Below are 15441 nucleotides of genomic sequence, written 5' to 3'. Positions count from 1 at the left end.
TTTGAGTGGTCCGGCGGCGGGTGAGGTGTTGGTGCGGATTGAGGCGGCGGGGCTGTGCCATTCGGATTTGTCGGTGGTTAATGGTTCGCGTCCGCGGCCGGTTCCGATGTTGTTGGGTCATGAGGCGGCGGGGATTGTCGAGGGTGTGGGCCTTGGGGTTGATGCTGGGCTTGTTGGCCGTCGGGTGGTGATGACTTTTTTGCCGCGCTGCGGGCAGTGCGAGGCGTGCCTGACGGAGGGGAAGTTGCCGTGTTCGGCTGGGAGCAGGAGCAATGAGCAGGGGATTTTGCTGGGTGGTTCGTCTCATTTGACCCGTGGCGGTGAGAGGGTGGCGCACCATTTGGGTGTTTCGGGGTTTGCCACGTACGCGGTGGTGGATCATCGGTCGGTGGTGCCGGTGGGTGCGGATGTGCCGCCGACGATTGCGGCCCTGCTGGGTTGTGCGGTTTTGACCGGGGGCGGGGCGCTTCTGAACGCTGGGCGTATCACTTCCGAGTCGAGCGTGGCGATTGTCGGTTTGGGGGGAGTGGGTATGGCTGGTTTGTTGGCTGCTTTGGCTACTGGTTGCCGGAGTGTGATTGCGGTGGATGCGCAGGAGTCCAAGTTGGATCTTGCGCGGCAGTGGGGGGCTACCGCGGCGTACACGCCGGAAGAGGCGTTGGAGCGGTCGGTGGCTGTGGATGTGGTGCTTGAGGCTGCGGGGCATCCCCGCGCTTTTGAGACCGCGTTCCGGCTTTTGGGCCTGGGTGGCACGTTGGTTACCGTGGGTCTGCCGGCTCCGGGGGCTGTGTCTTCGATTGAGCCGTTGCGGCTGACTGCGAAGGCGCAGTCGATCGTGGGAAGTTATCTGGGCTCGGCTGTGCCGCAGCGGGATATTCCTGTTTTTGAACAACTTTGGCGTGAGGGGAAGCTTCCGCTGGAACGGCTGGTCTCGCGGCAGATCAGCCTTGACGAGATCAACGAGGGCATGGACGCTTTGGCGTCGGGCAGCGGGATCCGGCAAGTCATTACTTTTGAATCAACAGAGTCAGAACGGAAATAACTGATGGGCATCCAGAGAACTGATCACGATGTTGTGGTCCTGGGCGCGGGTTTTGGTGGCCTGGGCATGGGCGCGCAGCTCAAGCGGGCGGGCATTGAGAACTTCGCCATTTTTGATAAGGGTCCGGGCCTGGGTGGGGTGTGGCGTGATAACAGTTACCCGGGGGCTGCCTGCGACACTGAGGCGCACCTGTACTGTTACAGCTTTTTTCCGCACCGGCGGGTCAGCCGGATGTACGCGGACCGTGATGAGCTGATGGGCTATATGGAGCGTTTGGCTGCCCGGTTCGCGCTCGGCCCGCACCTGAACTTTAACGCCGAGGTCACGTCGGCGGTGTGGGATGTGGAGAAGGTGCTGTGGCGTTTGCAGGTCGCTGGTTCGGGCGAACACACGGCACGTGTTTTCATCCCGGCGTGGGGCCAGTTGAACACGCCGCTTGTGCCGGATTTTCCGGGCATTGAGGAGTTCCGGGGGATCGCTTTTCATTCCGCCCGCTGGGACCACGGCGTGGATTTGGCGGGGAAGAAGGTCATCAGCATCGGTTCGGCGGCCAGCGCTGTCCAGTATGTTCCGGAAGTGGCCAAGGTCGCCGGGCGCCTGGAGGTCTTTCAGCGCAGTGCGAACTGGATCATGCCCCGCAACCAGGTGGTCTTCAGCGCGGAGCAGCTTGATACTTTCGAGGAGCGTCCGGAAACGTTTGAGCAAAGCCGCCGGACCCTGCATGATTTCCGGGAGAGCGGCTTTGAACGCACGCGTCACGATACCGACGCGCAGCGGGCCGGTGTTGATCAGGCGTTGGCCCATCTTGAGGCGCAGGTTCCGGACCCGGAGCTGCGGCGCAAGCTGACCCCTGATTACGAGTTCGGATGCAAGCGTATTCTGCGCAGTGACGATTACTACCCGGCGTTGACTCGTGGGAACGTTGAGCTGGTCACTGAGGGCATCGAGGCTATCGTCCCGGAGGGTGTGCGCACCCGTGACGGGAGGGTCCATGAAGCGGATGTGATTATTTACGGGACGGGGTTCAGCAGCCAGGCGTTCCAGGGTGATTTGCAGGTCATCGGGGCCGCGGGTGGGAACCTGCAGGACCGGTGGGCTGAGGGCGCGGAGGCTTACCTTGGGATGAGCGTGGACGGGTTCCCGAACATGTTCATGATTTACGGTCCGAACACGAACCTGAACCACAACTCGATCATCACCATGTTGGAAATCCAGCAGGCTTACATTCTTGAAGTTCTCGAGCACCTGCTGCCGGTCCCGCAGGCCGCGGTGGAGGTCCGGGGCCAGGTCTTGGCCTCGTACAACACTGCTTTGCAGGACGCGATGGAAGGGTCGGCTTTTTCTTCTGACTGCTCGAGCTGGTACAAGAACGCCGCTGGCAAGGTCATTAACAACTGGTCCGGGACGGTTGAGGAGTACCGCAGCCTGGCCGGGCAGTGGAGGCCGGCCGACTACCTGGTTTCCGGCGCCGCGCTGCCGGTGAGGGAAACGACGGAAGTATGACAGCTGAGCTCTCGACGGCGGCTGTCCCGCTTGATGAAGTCGCGCCAGATGCGGTGGCCCTGATCCGGGCGTTCCGTGACGGGGGAGGGGTCAGTTTCCAGGACGTTCCTCTGGAGCAGGCCCGGGCCGCGTACGAGGCCGGCTGCGCCGCGAACGGGATCCCGGTAGTGTCACTGGAGCGCGTTGAGACCCTGCAGTGCCCGGTCAAGGGCGGTGCTATCGGCCTGCGCCGCTACCATCCCGGGACCGGGACCGGCAGTGGCGGGGCGCCGCGTCCCGTTGTTGTGTTCCTGCACGGCGGGGGCTGGGTGATCGGTTCACTGGACACGCACGACCGTCTCTGCCGGCGTCTGGCCGCGGTCAGCGGCCTGGATGTGGTGTCCGTTGAGTACCGGCTGGCCCCGGAGCATCCGTTCCCCACCCCGCTCGAGGACAGCCGCGCCGCTCTCGAATTCGTCAGGGACAAAGCGCCGGAGTACGGCTGGGACCGGAACCGTATCGTCGTGGCCGGGGACAGCGCCGGAGGCAACCTCGCCACGGTCCTTGCCACGGACCCCGGTTCTGTCGTGAACGGAACCACCATCATCGGCCAGGTGTTGCTCTACCCGGTGGCAAACCTGCTGGACGAATCGGAGTCGTACGCCCGGATCGCTGAGGGTTTCCCGCTGACTGCGGACTCGATGCGGTGGTTCCGGAGCCTTTACCTGCCCGATGGCCAGACGGCCAGTGACCTGCGCGTCTCGCCCGGGTTGCGCAGCCGCGCCGATTTCGCCCGCAACGGTGTGCCCGCGGCCTTCGTGGTCACGGTCGGGCTGGACCCGTTGGCCGATGAAGGCATCGCCTACGCAGGCCTGCTCGCACACGCCGGAGCCATGGTGGAGCACCATCACCTTCCGCGCCACTCCCACGGCCTGTTCACCTCAGCCGGGTTGATCCCGACCGGGGCAAAACTGTTCGACCGGGCCGCGAACTGGCTGATCGAACTCACCAACCCAACCAAAACCATCAGCTAACCCGGCCCCCCGCCCGTGCCCGGCGGCCCCTGCCTGCCCTGGCGCCTTACATCACGCCTGGATGTGTCTCGCAACCCAGCACGCCGGATCTGTAAACCCTGCGGCCGGTGCTATCCGGCCCGCAGCTCCTGACCACTTCCCGAGGACATTTTTTCCATGACAGTTACTTCCGTGCTGCCCACTGTTCCCGCAGCCGAACCCATTTCGCCCGAGCGCGAGGCCGCGCTCCTCGCATCGGTGCCTACCGGACTATTGATCGGCGGGAAGTGGGTGGACGCGTCCGACGGCGGCACCTTCGACGTTCACGACCCCGCTACCGGGAAAGTGCTCGCCACCCTCGCCTCGGCCACCAGCGATGACGCCATCAAGGCGTTGGACGCGGCCGACGCCGTCCAGGCGTCCTGGGCGCGCACCGCACCCCGGGTGCGGGCTGAGATCCTGCGCCGCGCCTTCGACCTCGTCACCGAACGGGCCGAGGACTTCGCGCTGCTGATGACCCTGGAAATGGGCAAACCCCTGGCCGAGGCCCGCGGCGAAGTGACCTACGGGGCGGAGTTCCTGCGCTGGTTCTCCGAGGAAACAGTCCGCGACTACGGCCGTTACCTCACCACCCCCGAGGGGAAGAACAAGATCCTGGTCCAGCACAAACCCGTCGGACCGTGCCTGCTGATCACTCCCTGGAACTTCCCCCTGGCGATGGCGACCCGGAAGGTAGCCCCGGCCGTCGCGGCCGGCTGCACCATGGTCCTCAAACCCGCGAAGCTGACACCGTTGACGGCGCAGTACTTTGCGCAGACCATGCTCGACGCCGGCCTCCCGCCCGGAGTCCTCAATGTCGTCGCCTCCTCCTCCGCGTCCGGGATCTCCGGGCCCTTGCTGAAGGACTCCCGGCTGCGGAAAGTCTCCTTCACCGGCTCCACTCCCGTCGGGAAGCGGCTCATGGCCGACGCCGCGCAGAACGTCCTGCGGACCTCGATGGAACTGGGCGGGAACGCCCCCTTCATCGTCTTCGAAGACGCCGACCTCGACGCCGCCGTCGAAGGAGCCTGGCAGCGAAGATGCGGAACATGGGCGAAGCCTGCACCGCCGCCAACCGCTTCCTCGTCCACGAAACCGTAGCCCACGAATTCACCACCAAATTCGCCAAAGCGATGGGCAAACTGTCAACTGGCCGCGGCACCGACCCGTCCACCCAGGTCGGCCCGCTCATCGACGCCGGCGCCCGCGACGACGTCCACGCCCTCGTCACCGCCGCCGTCGACGCCGGCGCCACAGCCGTGACCGGCGGGGCACCCCTTGACGGGCCCGGCTACTTCTACCAGCCCACCGTCCTCGCTAACGTCCCGAACAACGCAGCCATCCTCGGCCAGGAAATCTTCGGCCCCGTCGCCCCCATCACCACTTTCACCACCGAGCAAGAAGCCATTCGCCTGGCCAACAACACCGAGTACGGGCTCGCGTCCTACCTCTACAGCCGCGACTTCAACCGCCTCCTGCGGGTGGCCGAACAGATCGAATTCGGCATGATCGGATTCAACGCCGGCATCATCTCCAACGCCGCAGCCCCCTTCGGCGGCGTCAAACAATCCGGACTCGGCCGCGAAGGCGGAACAGAAGGCATCACCGAATACACCACCACCCAATACATCGGCATCACCGACCCCTACACGAACTAGCTATACTTCCCGCGGACGTCGTGATGAGCGTGGTGTCATGTGGAACGCGAAGGCCTCCGCTATCGATTCGGGCTACCACTCTTCCTGCCGCTAGGAGGCCCTCGTGTCCTACGCTGCCCATGCCAACGCCGGTCTGACTCCTAAGGCCAGGAAACAGCTTTCCTGCCTGGTCATTGAACAAGGCTGGACGCCGCGCCGGGCGCGGAAAGCGACCAATGCTCCACGGTTCGCCAATACATGGTGCACCGATACTGACTAGGCGAGGAGGGCATGGCTGCTCTGTTTTCCCGTCCGCGTCGCACTCCAAACCGCATATCCGTGCGCGCCGAGCGGCGGATTATGGCCTTGCGGTTTAGCCGCCGGTGCGGGACCGCACCGCATCGAGGCCCAGCGCTAAATGATCCACTTGACCGTGGCTAAGGTTCTGGCCCAGGCAACGAATGCCACCGGTGACCTGTCTGGAGCAGGGCACCGGACTATCCACAAAAGCCGGCACCCCAATACTATGAACACGACCATCCCGGGGAGCTGATCCGCGTCGACATCAAGAAGCTCGGACACATCCTGTATGGCGGCGGGCACCTCGCCCTGAGGCCGGGCGCAAGGCAGGAAGAACCGTAGCCAGGACCGGTACGCGTAAGCACCACGCCGTCGACGACCACTCTGGGCTTCGCGTACGCAGGAATGCTCGGCGACGAGAAGCAGGAGATCGCTGCCGCTTTCTGCATCTGCGCGGCCGCGTTCTTCGCCACCCACGGAGTGTTCGTCAAGGTCGCGTTCACCGATAACGGAGTCTGCAACCGCTCTGAGCCTTGGTAGCTCCGGTTCCATAGATCCAGTCCTGCCGGACCCGCCCCTAGCGGCCACTGACCAAACAGCAAAAGTAGTGACGACTTGTGGTGGTGCTGCATTTGTAGTCCAGTCTGACGTCGGCCAGAAGTCTGACTAACTGTGGTGTCTTTCGTTCGATTTGTCGACTGAACCGCGGAGCAGCAAAGAGTGCGCCCGGCGAAACGGATCTGACCCTATAGGAGATTGGACCAGAAGCGCCGTCACACACTTTGCGCCCGCCCGGCCGACCCTAGCGGTGTTCCTGTTCTGTTGTTGCCGCGGTCGATGCGCGGGTGGATGCAGCATGGCGTCCTGCACGGTAGCCAAACACCAGAGCTGGACCCAGTGATCCCCCGGCGCCCCCATAGATCATACGTGTCGGCGATGCCATGGCGTTGCCGGCCGCCCATAGCCCCGGGATAACGTCGCCGTGTACATCAATGACCTCACAGTTTGCTGTCGTCTGGGGCCCACCTGTGGTGCCCAACGTACTAATGTGAACCTGGACGGCATAGTAGGGACCTTGATCGATCGGTCCCAGGGTTGCCTGGCGGGTTGGGTAGTGCGTTCTATCACCGAACCATACGTCATGGGCACTATCTCCGCGGCCAAACTCTTCGTCGCGGCCGCCTTGGACGGCAGCATTCCATTTCGCGACTGTCTCTTGGAAAGCTGCGGCAGGAATGTCGAGTTCGGAAGCCAAAGCCTCAATCGAGTCCGCGCGGGTCACCCAACCTGGCATCTCTCGACCGGCCGGGATGCCAAAACCGCCGTACTGAGTTACGTATTCTTGGTCAAATATGAGCCAACAGGGGTTATTTACCCAATTAAAGTGGGTATCAAGGTGATGAAAGGGACCACCCAAGTCGTTGTCGCTTGCTGCTTCATTCGTGAACCGAACGCCATAGCGGTTGACCATGATCGACCTTGGCATGGTGCGCTCGAATTCTACGAGATGCCCGCGCTTCCCCTCGGGGTGCGTCTCATCTGGGATCGCCACGACTGGGACCCACCACGCTTCACGCATCGCGCCGAGCATGGCACCGATGCGCATTGACATGCGTAGCCCGTCGCCGGTGTTGGTCGGAACGCCCGTTAGGTGTTCGACGGGCCCGCGCAAGAATGCCTTCACCAGATCGGTGTCTCGCTCGAACCCGCCGGTAGCTATGATGACTCCGCCGCGGGCGTTGATGGTCTCGGTCCCAGCAACAGTTTCGCAGATGACACCGCGCACCTTGCCATCTTCAAGTACAAGATCGGTCGCACGCGTATGTGTTCGTACCCCGACGCCTTTATCCAAGCATCCCTTCAGGAGGGCGCCTACCATTGCGCGACCAAGTCCTTCTATCTTTTCGGTTCGACGTTTTTGATCAACATCGTCCTCCAGGAAGCCGGTACCGCCACCAATCGCAGTTTCAGTGATCAACATGTGGCGAGGATGACCGACAACACGATCTGCCCATTCTCCTAGTTCACCAAAGGAAAAGAGTTCTGGTTCCACCGACCGGCCCCCCTCGGGCTTTCCGCCGGGATGTTCCGGGTGATAGTCGGGGAAACCCGGTACGAGCTTCAGACGGAGCGGGGTTCGGTCCTCAAGCCAGTCGATCATTTCGGGGCCCGAATGGACGAACGCTTCCGCCATTTCCGGGCGTACCAGGTCGTGCGAGAGGGACGCCAGGTAATCCAGGGCCATTTCTTGGGAGTCCGGAAAACCAGCGGCTGCAGCGTATTTATTGGCAGGAATCCAGGCGACACCACTCGACAGCGCAGTTGACCCGCCAATCTTGTCGCCCTTTTCCAAAACCAGTACAGAAGCTCCATGGTCTGCTGCTGACAGGGCAGCGATGAGCCCCGCTGCACCGGTTCCTAGGACGACAAAATCGTAAGTACTAGGTGCGAAATTCATGGCGCTTTTTCTTTCTAACGAGGAAGTTGTCATTAGCGACCCATCTACAACTTGATGATCGGGACCAGCGGGCAACCTGCAGTGGTCGCCTCACGGTCATTTCGGGCAGGTTCGTCACCTGACAGACCAACATTGGTCTCTTGGATCCGAGTTGCGTATTGCCGTCGGCCACCGTGGAGCCCGGGACCGCGCATCGTTTCGAAGTACGTGAACGAGAGCGGTGAAAGCGCCAGTTCAATAGGAGAATAGTTCCGTGTTCTAGTTCAAGTCAATGCCAAGCTGATCTGACTCCTAGCAGGGCCTCGACGACAAGCCCCGCTTGCTAGATTCATGTTCTAGGAAACCGCCAAAAGTGTTGACTTCCGTACGGTTCGTGTGCTGAACTGGCGTTCCCCGGCGCCAACAAATCCGCGCTGGTGCCGCGTTCGGATATTCGTCCAGTTAACAGCGCATCCAATGAGGGATGACGCGCAACGCAGAAGATAGGACCCAGCTTAAATGTCACGTTTCAAAGACCAAGTCGCACTCATCACCGGTTCAGGCCGCGGCATCGGAAAAGCCACAGCACTGAAGTTCGCGGAGGAAGGTGCCTTTGTGCTCATCAATGACCTGCACAAGGAGTCCGTGGACGCGGTCGTTGCGGAGATCAATTCGCTGGGCGGCAATGCGGCCGCCGCAGGGTTTGATATCACGGACAGGGAAGTAGCCGCAAAGGCTGTTCAGCAGATCGTTGAGGACCATGGGTCCATCGATGTTCTGGTTAATAACGCGGGAGGCGAGAATATGCAGCCCGCAGAATCGTATGCCTCATGGGACCGCGTGATCGGGGTGAACCTCACGGCAACCTTCTTCATGTCCCAGGCAGTCGCCAATGCTTCCATGATCCCGCGCAACCGGGGAGCCATCGTCAATCTGTCGTCCCTTGCCGGCCTTGCGGCATTGCCCAACGATGTTGGATACACCGCTGCCAAGCACGCGGTTGTGGGGCTCACGAAGGCTTTGGGCGTGGAGTGGGCAAAGTACGGTATCCGCGTGAATGCAGTCTCCCCGGGAATGAGCGAGACGCCAGCTTCTTTGGAATGGCAGAAGCGCGAACCTGAGGCCTTCGAGGCACGCATCGCGAGGGTTCCGTGGAAGAGGATGGGCCGAGCTGAAGAGCAGGCTGCTGCCATTCTGTTCCTGGCTTCCGAGGATGCGTCCTTTATAACGGGTCATACGATTCCTGTCGATGGCGGTCAAATGGCCCTCAACCCTGGCCACTCAATGCGGCCCCAGTAATGTCTCGACGGGCATTACGGGTGGCGTCCTGTCACCCGCAGCCCGACAACTTCGCATCCTTTAAAGGGGGGGCAGGTTCTGTCCTGACCTCTTTGTGATGCCCTAGCAGCCTTGGGCGGCCGAGCTCCTGGAAAGGGGCCCGGCCGTCCGATAGGTCAACGTCCTATCGAGTCGGCTTCTGGCTGCAGGCATTACGGGTCTCAATCAGTAGTTCCGTAGCTATTTGAGCCCTGCATCGCGTTGAACCGCGCCGCGTCTTAACCCCGCTTTACGGAAAAGGCCCGAGATGCCCAGGCCTCAGGCTGCCCTCTTCCACCATAAATCGATCGATTTACGTACGGTGTGTGTGCTCCGAACTAATCCTCTCGCCCGGCAGGGAATCGAGTAGCGGTTCCTGCGGGTGGCCGGATTATTCGCCGGGGCCCAACGGAACCCCGCCCGGCGCGGCTGGAAACGAGGAGCCCAGTCCGCTCTGCTGCAGCTCAAGCAGCCCGTTAGGGTCCAGTCGGGCTGCAAGCCGTGACTAGATGCACTTGCTATTCTCAACTGGATCCCTACTCTCGCCACCTGACCGTAAATAGTTTTCGTGCCATGGCCGATTCCATTGACTTACGTACGATTACTATGCTTTAGTGATCCAGCACACAAATTTTGGGGAGCTGTAACGCGGTCAAAATCGGACTGTTCTCCCCACCTTCACAGTGCCCCTCCATCACCGGGACAGATCTCCCTGGTCGATGACGGACGGCTGCCGTGCTCCACATCGGTGAACGACACCGCCGCGGAGACGGCCAAGATCGTCCGTCCACTTTCATCCCATCTCTGCCCTACCCCTGGAGGCCAGGCTATGTTCAACTCAACTCACCGCGGAAATTCCCCGCACCGCGCCAAACAAGGAGCCGGGGGCGCGCTGTCCGCTCTGCTGCTGGTCGCCCTGGCGGCGTGTGGCACCGACGCAAGCTCGTCCAGCAAGTCTGGTGAAGTGGATGTCGCAGCTGCCGAAGCGGATGTCGCAGCAGCTAAGGAGCGAATTGCCCCGTACCTGGTCCCGGTCGAGAAGATCGACGTCGACACTCCGCTGACCAAAAAGCCCGAGGCCGGCAAGGTCGTGAAGTACATCCGCTACAACAACCCGACCGCCGCGGAGTACGACGCGGCTACCGAGGCAGCCGCGGCAGCCCTGCAGTGGAAGGTCGCGATCAGCGCCGTCGACGGAGCGGACCCGCAGTCCGTGAGCAACGCGATGATTCGCGCCGTCAGTGAGGGTGCAGACTACATTGCCGTTCAGGCCGGCAGCCCCACCGTGATGGGGCAGGGCCTCGAAGCGGCGAAGTCGGCGGGCATCCCGGTCTTCCAGACAGCGGGAGTAGGCGAAGCGGAAGGCATCTTCGGCAACGCCCAGGCCGACGCCGCCATAGACGGCAACGTCGGCGTCACTGACCAGGCCATCATCGACAGCGAGGGCAGAGGCACGATCCTTTACCTGAACGCCCCTGACTTCCCCAATCTGGCAGATCTCGACGACATCGTGCCCAAGCACGTCGAGAAGAACTGCGGTGGGTGCACCCTGAACAAGCTGGGCATCTCGGCCGAAGGTCTCAGCGGGGACATCGCGTCCCAGGTGGTCAACGCCATCCGTCAGAACCCCGACACGAAGTACGTCGTCGCAAGCTTCGACACGCTGACGAACGGCCTGCCCGAGGCTTTGGCAGCCGCTGGCCTGGATGACGTCAAGATCTACATCAACTCGCCCGGTAACCTCGCGGTCAAGAAGATCGAGAGCGGGGACTTCCATGCAGGGCTCCTCACGTCGAACGTGAACATGCCATGGCTGGCGTTCGACCAGATGGCGCGCATGAGCGTCGGCATGGACACGCTGCAGGCGGAGCACGCGAAGGTTAGCCTCCAGATGTGGACGACCGAGAACATGCCCAAGGGCGAGACCAGTTGGGCCCAGCCGGGTTACCAGGACCAGTACAAGAAGCTCTGGCAGATCTCCTAGGCGCCGGAGTTCTGGGAAGGATGATGATGAGTACTACCGTGAGCTCGGCGGCCGAGCCGGTCCTTTCGCTCCGCGGGGTCAGCAAGACCTTTGGCGCCCAGCGCGCTCTCGACTCACTGGATCTGGACATCCATCAGGGCGAGATCCACGCCGTGGTGGGCCAAAACGGCTGCGGCAAATCGACCTTGGTCAAGTTGCTCGGCGGATATCACACACCGGACCCCGGCAGCGAGACCGCTGTAAAGGGCGAGCTGTTCGACCTGGGTTCAGCGTCGGCGGCAAACGCGGCCGGCCTGCGCTTCGTCCACCAGGACCTCGGGCTCATTGACGAACTGAGCGTCGCGGAGAACTTCTTCATGATGGCCGACCAGGCATGGGTCTCTCGCATCTCCAAGGCCGATGAGTGGTCCCGCGCGGGCCGAGCGCTGGAGGAGTTCGGCTACGAGATCGATCCAAGGGCGCTCGTGGGATCGCTGACGGCGGCGCAGCGCACCGCGGTAGCCATCGTCCGGGCGCTGTCAGGCGAGGACCGGCCGGCGCTGCTGGTCCTCGATGAACCCACGGCATCACTCGCGGGCCCCGACGCCCAGTTGCTGTTCGACGCTCTTCGGCGTCTGACGGCAGCTGGGGGTTCAGTCCTGTTCATCAGTCATCACCTGGACGAAGTGATGGGTCTGGCAGACACGATCACCGTAGTGCGCGACGGACGCAAAGTGACGACGGTGATGTCTCGAGACCTGTCGCACGACCGTCTTGTTGAGCTCATGCTGGGGCGCGCCCTGACCCCTCGCAGCGAGTCCGACTCGTCTGCGATGCCGGGCACTTCGGACGTCGTGCCGCGGCTCAGCGTGCGGGGAGTGAGTATCGGTGGACTGCGCGCGTTAGATCTCGACGTACGTCCAGGTGAGGTCTTGGGCGTGGCCGGGCTGACCGGCTCTGGTCGCGAGGACCTCGCCGGAGCGGTCGCGGGGCAGACGCGTCACTCGGGGGAGGTGACGATCGACGGGAAGGCCATTCGACCTGGCGACCCCGCCGCTTCGTTGGCCTCCGGGCTCGGGTACGCACCCGCCGAGAGGCGCCGCGATGCACTGCTCAGCACCGCGACACTCAGAGAGAACCTCACGATCGCGGATCTGCGATCCGTCTCGAGAGCGCGCCGACTCAGCCGGCGTCTCGAGCGCAAGGAAACCCAGAAGTGGATGGAGGCGCTGGACGTGAGGCCTCCGATGCAGGAGCGGGCCATCGATCAATTCTCTGGTGGCAACCAGCAGAAGGTCGTCTTGGGCCGACTCCTGAGGACCCGGCCCAGGGTGCTCGTCCTTGATGAGCCCACTCAGGGCGTCGACGTCGGTGCTAAGGCCACCATCCACGACCTCGTGGTTGGTGCTGCTGCCGCAGGAGCAGCCGTCCTCGTCTGCTCCTCCGACGTCGAGGAGTTGGTCCAGGTGTCAACTCGTGTCCTGGTCCTGCGTCGTAAAAGTCCCAGCACCGAGCTTATCGGCACCGATGTGACAGTAGAGCGCATCGAAGAGGAACAGCTCCGCCCCACCGAAGTACGACCCACCAATGACGCGGGACGCGACAGCGACCCGCAAGGATGAGAGATATCGCATGACTGACCTGAAGAGTGCTGCGAGTGTGCTGAGCCCCAGACGGGCAAGCGTGCTCTACTTGCTGGCGCTGATCACCCTGGTGTTCGCCATCACGATCCCGGACCTGTTCTTGTCTGAGATCACGTTCCAAAGCATCGCCCGGAGCCAAGCGGTCGTCGGTATCCTCGCCTTGGCTGCGCTCCTGCCGTTCGTTGCCGGTGAGTTCGACATAAGCCTCGGCACCAATCTCGCGCTGTCGGTGATTCTTGTCGCTTGGCTGAGCAACGCCTACCCCGGGCTCGGCATCATGGTGATCTGTCTGATCGCCGTCCTGGTGTGCACATTGGTGGGGTTCTTCAACGGCATCCTCGTCGGAAAGCTCGGGATCAACTCCTTTATCGCGACCTTGGGCACCAGCCAGATCCTGGCTGCCATCGCTTTGAAGATTTCGAACAACGAGCAGGTGCTCGCCACGCTGCCACAGGCCTTTACTGAGGTGGGGCGGGGACGGTTCCTCGGTGTGCCGAACAGTCTCTTCGTGACGCTGGCTCTGGGTCTGTTGCTGTGGTACGTCCTGCAATGGACGAAGGTTGGACGACACCTCTATGCGTCCGGGTTCAACCGGGAAGCGGCACGCCTCTCGGGCGTGCGAACCGAGCGGGTGGTGATCGGCACGTTCGTCGCCGCGGGCGCGATAGCGGGACTCGCCGGCGTCGTCTTCATCGCGCAGGTGGGAACCTTCTCGAACTCGATCGGGATGCCATTTCTCTTTCCGGCCTACGCGGCCATCTTCCTGGGAGCCACCCAGTTCAACATGCGGCCAAATGTGTGGGGCACCCTTCTGGCGATCTTCACGTTGGCCCTGGGCGTCCAGGGCCTCCAGCTGTCATCGTCGGGCTCAGGATTCTGGATCACCCCCCTCTTCAACGGTGCTGCCCTCGTCGCAGCGGTGATGTTCACTCGTCAGCAGAGCAAGCGGAGAGCGAAAGTGGTGGACGAAGTTCCCAGTGCACCGGCCGTCTCGCCCCAGCCTGACCCGAGTGATGATCATGAAGCGGCAGGAGTCCGGGCGGACACTGTCGGACGGTGACCTCGGCGGTCGCGTGATCCCTTACCGCACGATCACGCGACCGCCGTCGGAACCAGCGAGGGTTGCCCGAAAGCCCCTCGCGTTAGTCATAAATCTCTTGGTAGGAGCGCAGATGCAAACCGGCACAACGTTCGACGACAACCGCTTCCGCGAGGTTCTCGGCCACCTGCCCACGGGCGTGGTGGTGATCACTGCGCTGGCCTCGGACGGAAGGCCCGTTGGGATGGTGGTGGGATCGTTCACATCGGTCTCATTGGACCCGCCGCTGGTGGCATTCCTGCCGGCCCGGACGTCTTCCTCGTTCGCCGATCTTCGTGGCGCCAGCACCTTCTGTGTTAACGTCCTGTCGGCGAAGCAGGAGGACGTCTGCCGCCAGTTCGCGGTGAGCGGCAGCGACAAGTTCGCCGGTATCAACTGGGCTCCAGCGCCCTCGGGAGCTCCGGTGCTTGACGGTGTCGTCGCTTGGATCGACTGTGAGTTCGAACGAGTCGACGAAGCCGGGGACCATTACATCGTCCTGGGGCGTGTAAAGAACCTCGGTACCGGGGTCCCGACCGTTCCGTTGCTCTTCTTCCAGGGCGGCTACGGCGGCTTTGCGACTAAATCTCTCTCCATGGGCGCGAGCGCAAGCATGCTCGAGAGCCTTGCCGTCGCTGACCGCGCCCGCGACGATGTCGAGGCGCTGGCCGCTGACGTGGGCTTCGAGTGCTATGCCCAGGTCTTGAAGGGGCAAGATATCGTCGTCGTCGCTTCCGTGCACCCCCCATCGCGGCCGGTGCAGCCGTCGCGTGTCGGTATGGTGCTGCCTCTCGTCCCTCCGTGGGGCGAAGCCTTCATGGCATGGCTTCCTGAGCGCGAGCAGGACGAGTGGCTTGACCGGTTGAGGACGCCGAACGAAGATCGTGAGCGCATCCTCGACGAGATGGCGACCGTTCGTAGCACCGGTTGGGCGATGACGGTGTGGCGATCCTTGGCTGATATCGATCGAATTAGTGACGTCATCGCTGAGCACGGTCATACGCCGGCATCGGCACGTGAGCTCGCGCGGCTGTTCAGGACGCAGGCGGGCCTCGTCGCTCGATCCGATCCCAGGAGGACATCGATGGCTTGGACGGCTACCCGCCCGAAGCCGTCGCGTCCGTCAGCGCGCCCGTCTTCGACGCCGGCGGCGGTCTGGCCCTGATGGTTAATGTCCACAACATCCCGCTTGCCATGCCCAAGGGCGACCTGCAGCAGTGCATCGAGCGCCTTCTGGGGACGACGGCGCATATCACGAGCAGGCTGGCCTGACCGGGGCGTCACGCCGGAATCGTTGGGCCTGAAGTGCATCGCGTTCAGAACTGAGGTGTTCACCGTCCAGGTTTTGATCCTCAGAGCAGTCGTACCGGATGGGGTACTTGAGAGCTGCGCCCCGTTGTCGTGTGCAAGGACCCACGGCGCCTGAGGGTGCGATGCGTGGCGGGCAGTGGAAGCGAGGTCGACTTTGCGTTCCCCGTTCTATGGCATTT

The 15441-nt window shown here is 62.7% G+C and carries 9 protein-coding genes and 2 pseudogenes; 10 read left to right on the top strand and 1 reads right to left on the bottom strand.

The window, feature by feature from the left end; genetic code table 11:
• From G205_RS19120 to G205_RS23255, 5 genes and pseudogenes are all read left to right on the top strand, one after another.
• Positions 1-1042: zinc-binding dehydrogenase (locus G205_RS19120; protein WP_035753865.1), on the top strand; the 1042-nt coding region annotated here is incomplete at its 5' end.
• 3 nt (positions 1043-1045) lie between these two features.
• Entirely contained in the window at positions 1046-2545 is a 1500-nt protein-coding gene (locus tag G205_RS19115) for a flavin-containing monooxygenase (protein ID WP_009359454.1), read from the top strand.
• A complete protein-coding gene (locus tag G205_RS19110) occupies positions 2542-3558 on the top strand; it encodes an alpha/beta hydrolase (RefSeq protein WP_009359453.1) in 1017 nt (338 codons plus the stop codon). Before G205_RS19115 ends, G205_RS19110 begins: the two co-directional genes overlap by 4 nt.
• A gap of 156 nt (positions 3559-3714) precedes the next feature.
• A pseudogene (locus G205_RS19105) lies at positions 3715-5234 on the top strand (NAD-dependent succinate-semialdehyde dehydrogenase).
• 103 nt (positions 5235-5337) lie between these two features.
• Positions 5338-6041 (top strand): annotated as a pseudogene (locus G205_RS23255) (transposase family protein); the annotation flags it as partial.
• 274 nt (positions 6042-6315) lie between these two features.
• Here the strand turns inward: G205_RS23255 and G205_RS21420 are convergent.
• Positions 6316-7971, bottom strand: a complete 1656-nt coding sequence (locus G205_RS21420; protein WP_009359451.1) for an FAD-dependent oxidoreductase — start codon at positions 7969-7971, stop codon at positions 6316-6318.
• Positions 7972-8469: 498 nt separating this feature from the next.
• Here G205_RS21420 and G205_RS19085 point away from each other — a divergent pair, with 498 nt between their 5' ends.
• The 5 genes from G205_RS19085 to G205_RS19065 all read left to right on the top strand — a co-directional run bounded on the left by G205_RS19085 (position 8470) and on the right by G205_RS19065 (position 15116).
• Complete coding sequence (locus G205_RS19085; protein ID WP_009359450.1) at positions 8470-9249, top strand: SDR family NAD(P)-dependent oxidoreductase; 780 nt, start codon at positions 8470-8472, stop codon at positions 9247-9249.
• An 847-nt stretch (positions 9250-10096) separates the two neighbouring features.
• Positions 10097-11251 carry a sugar ABC transporter substrate-binding protein gene (locus tag G205_RS19080; RefSeq protein WP_009359449.1) on the top strand — a complete coding sequence of 385 codons (1155 nt, stop codon included), beginning with the start codon at positions 10097-10099 and terminating at the stop codon, positions 11249-11251.
• Positions 11252-11289: 38 nt separating this feature from the next.
• Entirely contained in the window at positions 11290-12852 is a 1563-nt protein-coding gene (locus G205_RS19075) for a sugar ABC transporter ATP-binding protein (protein WP_200859201.1), read from the top strand.
• 10 nt (positions 12853-12862) lie between these two features.
• Positions 12863-13933 (top strand): ABC transporter permease, encoded by a 1071-nt coding sequence (locus G205_RS19070; RefSeq protein WP_009359447.1) that lies wholly within the window; start codon positions 12863-12865, stop codon positions 13931-13933.
• Positions 13934-14045: 112 nt separating this feature from the next.
• On the top strand, positions 14046-15116 hold the full coding sequence (locus G205_RS19065; RefSeq protein WP_052014201.1) for a flavin reductase: 1071 nt from the start codon (positions 14046-14048) through the stop codon (positions 15114-15116).
• Positions 15117-15441 lie beyond the last annotated feature (325 nt).

Source organism: Arthrobacter nitrophenolicus (assembly GCF_000332815.1).
Lineage (GTDB): Bacteria > Actinomycetota > Actinomycetes > Actinomycetales > Micrococcaceae > Arthrobacter > Arthrobacter nitrophenolicus.
The sequence above is the reverse complement of the archived record's forward strand: the minus strand, read 5'-3'. Positions and strand labels throughout refer to the sequence as shown.

Coding starts and splice junctions, on each gene's coding strand:
- G205_RS19115 (WP_009359454.1), top strand. CDS start 1,046: ATGGGCATCCAGAGAACTGATCACGATGTTGTGGTCCTGGGCGCGGGT.
- G205_RS19110 (WP_009359453.1), top strand. CDS start 2,542: ATGACAGCTGAGCTCTCGACGGCGGCTGTCCCGCTTGATGAAGTCGCG.
- G205_RS21420 (WP_009359451.1), bottom strand. CDS start 7,971: ATGAATTTCGCACCTAGTACTTACGATTTTGTCGTCCTAGGAACCGGT.
- G205_RS19085 (WP_009359450.1), top strand. CDS start 8,470: ATGTCACGTTTCAAAGACCAAGTCGCACTCATCACCGGTTCAGGCCGC.
- G205_RS19080 (WP_009359449.1), top strand. CDS start 10,097: ATGTTCAACTCAACTCACCGCGGAAATTCCCCGCACCGCGCCAAACAA.
- G205_RS19070 (WP_009359447.1), top strand. CDS start 12,863: ATGACTGACCTGAAGAGTGCTGCGAGTGTGCTGAGCCCCAGACGGGCA.
- G205_RS19065 (WP_052014201.1), top strand. CDS start 14,046: ATGCAAACCGGCACAACGTTCGACGACAACCGCTTCCGCGAGGTTCTC.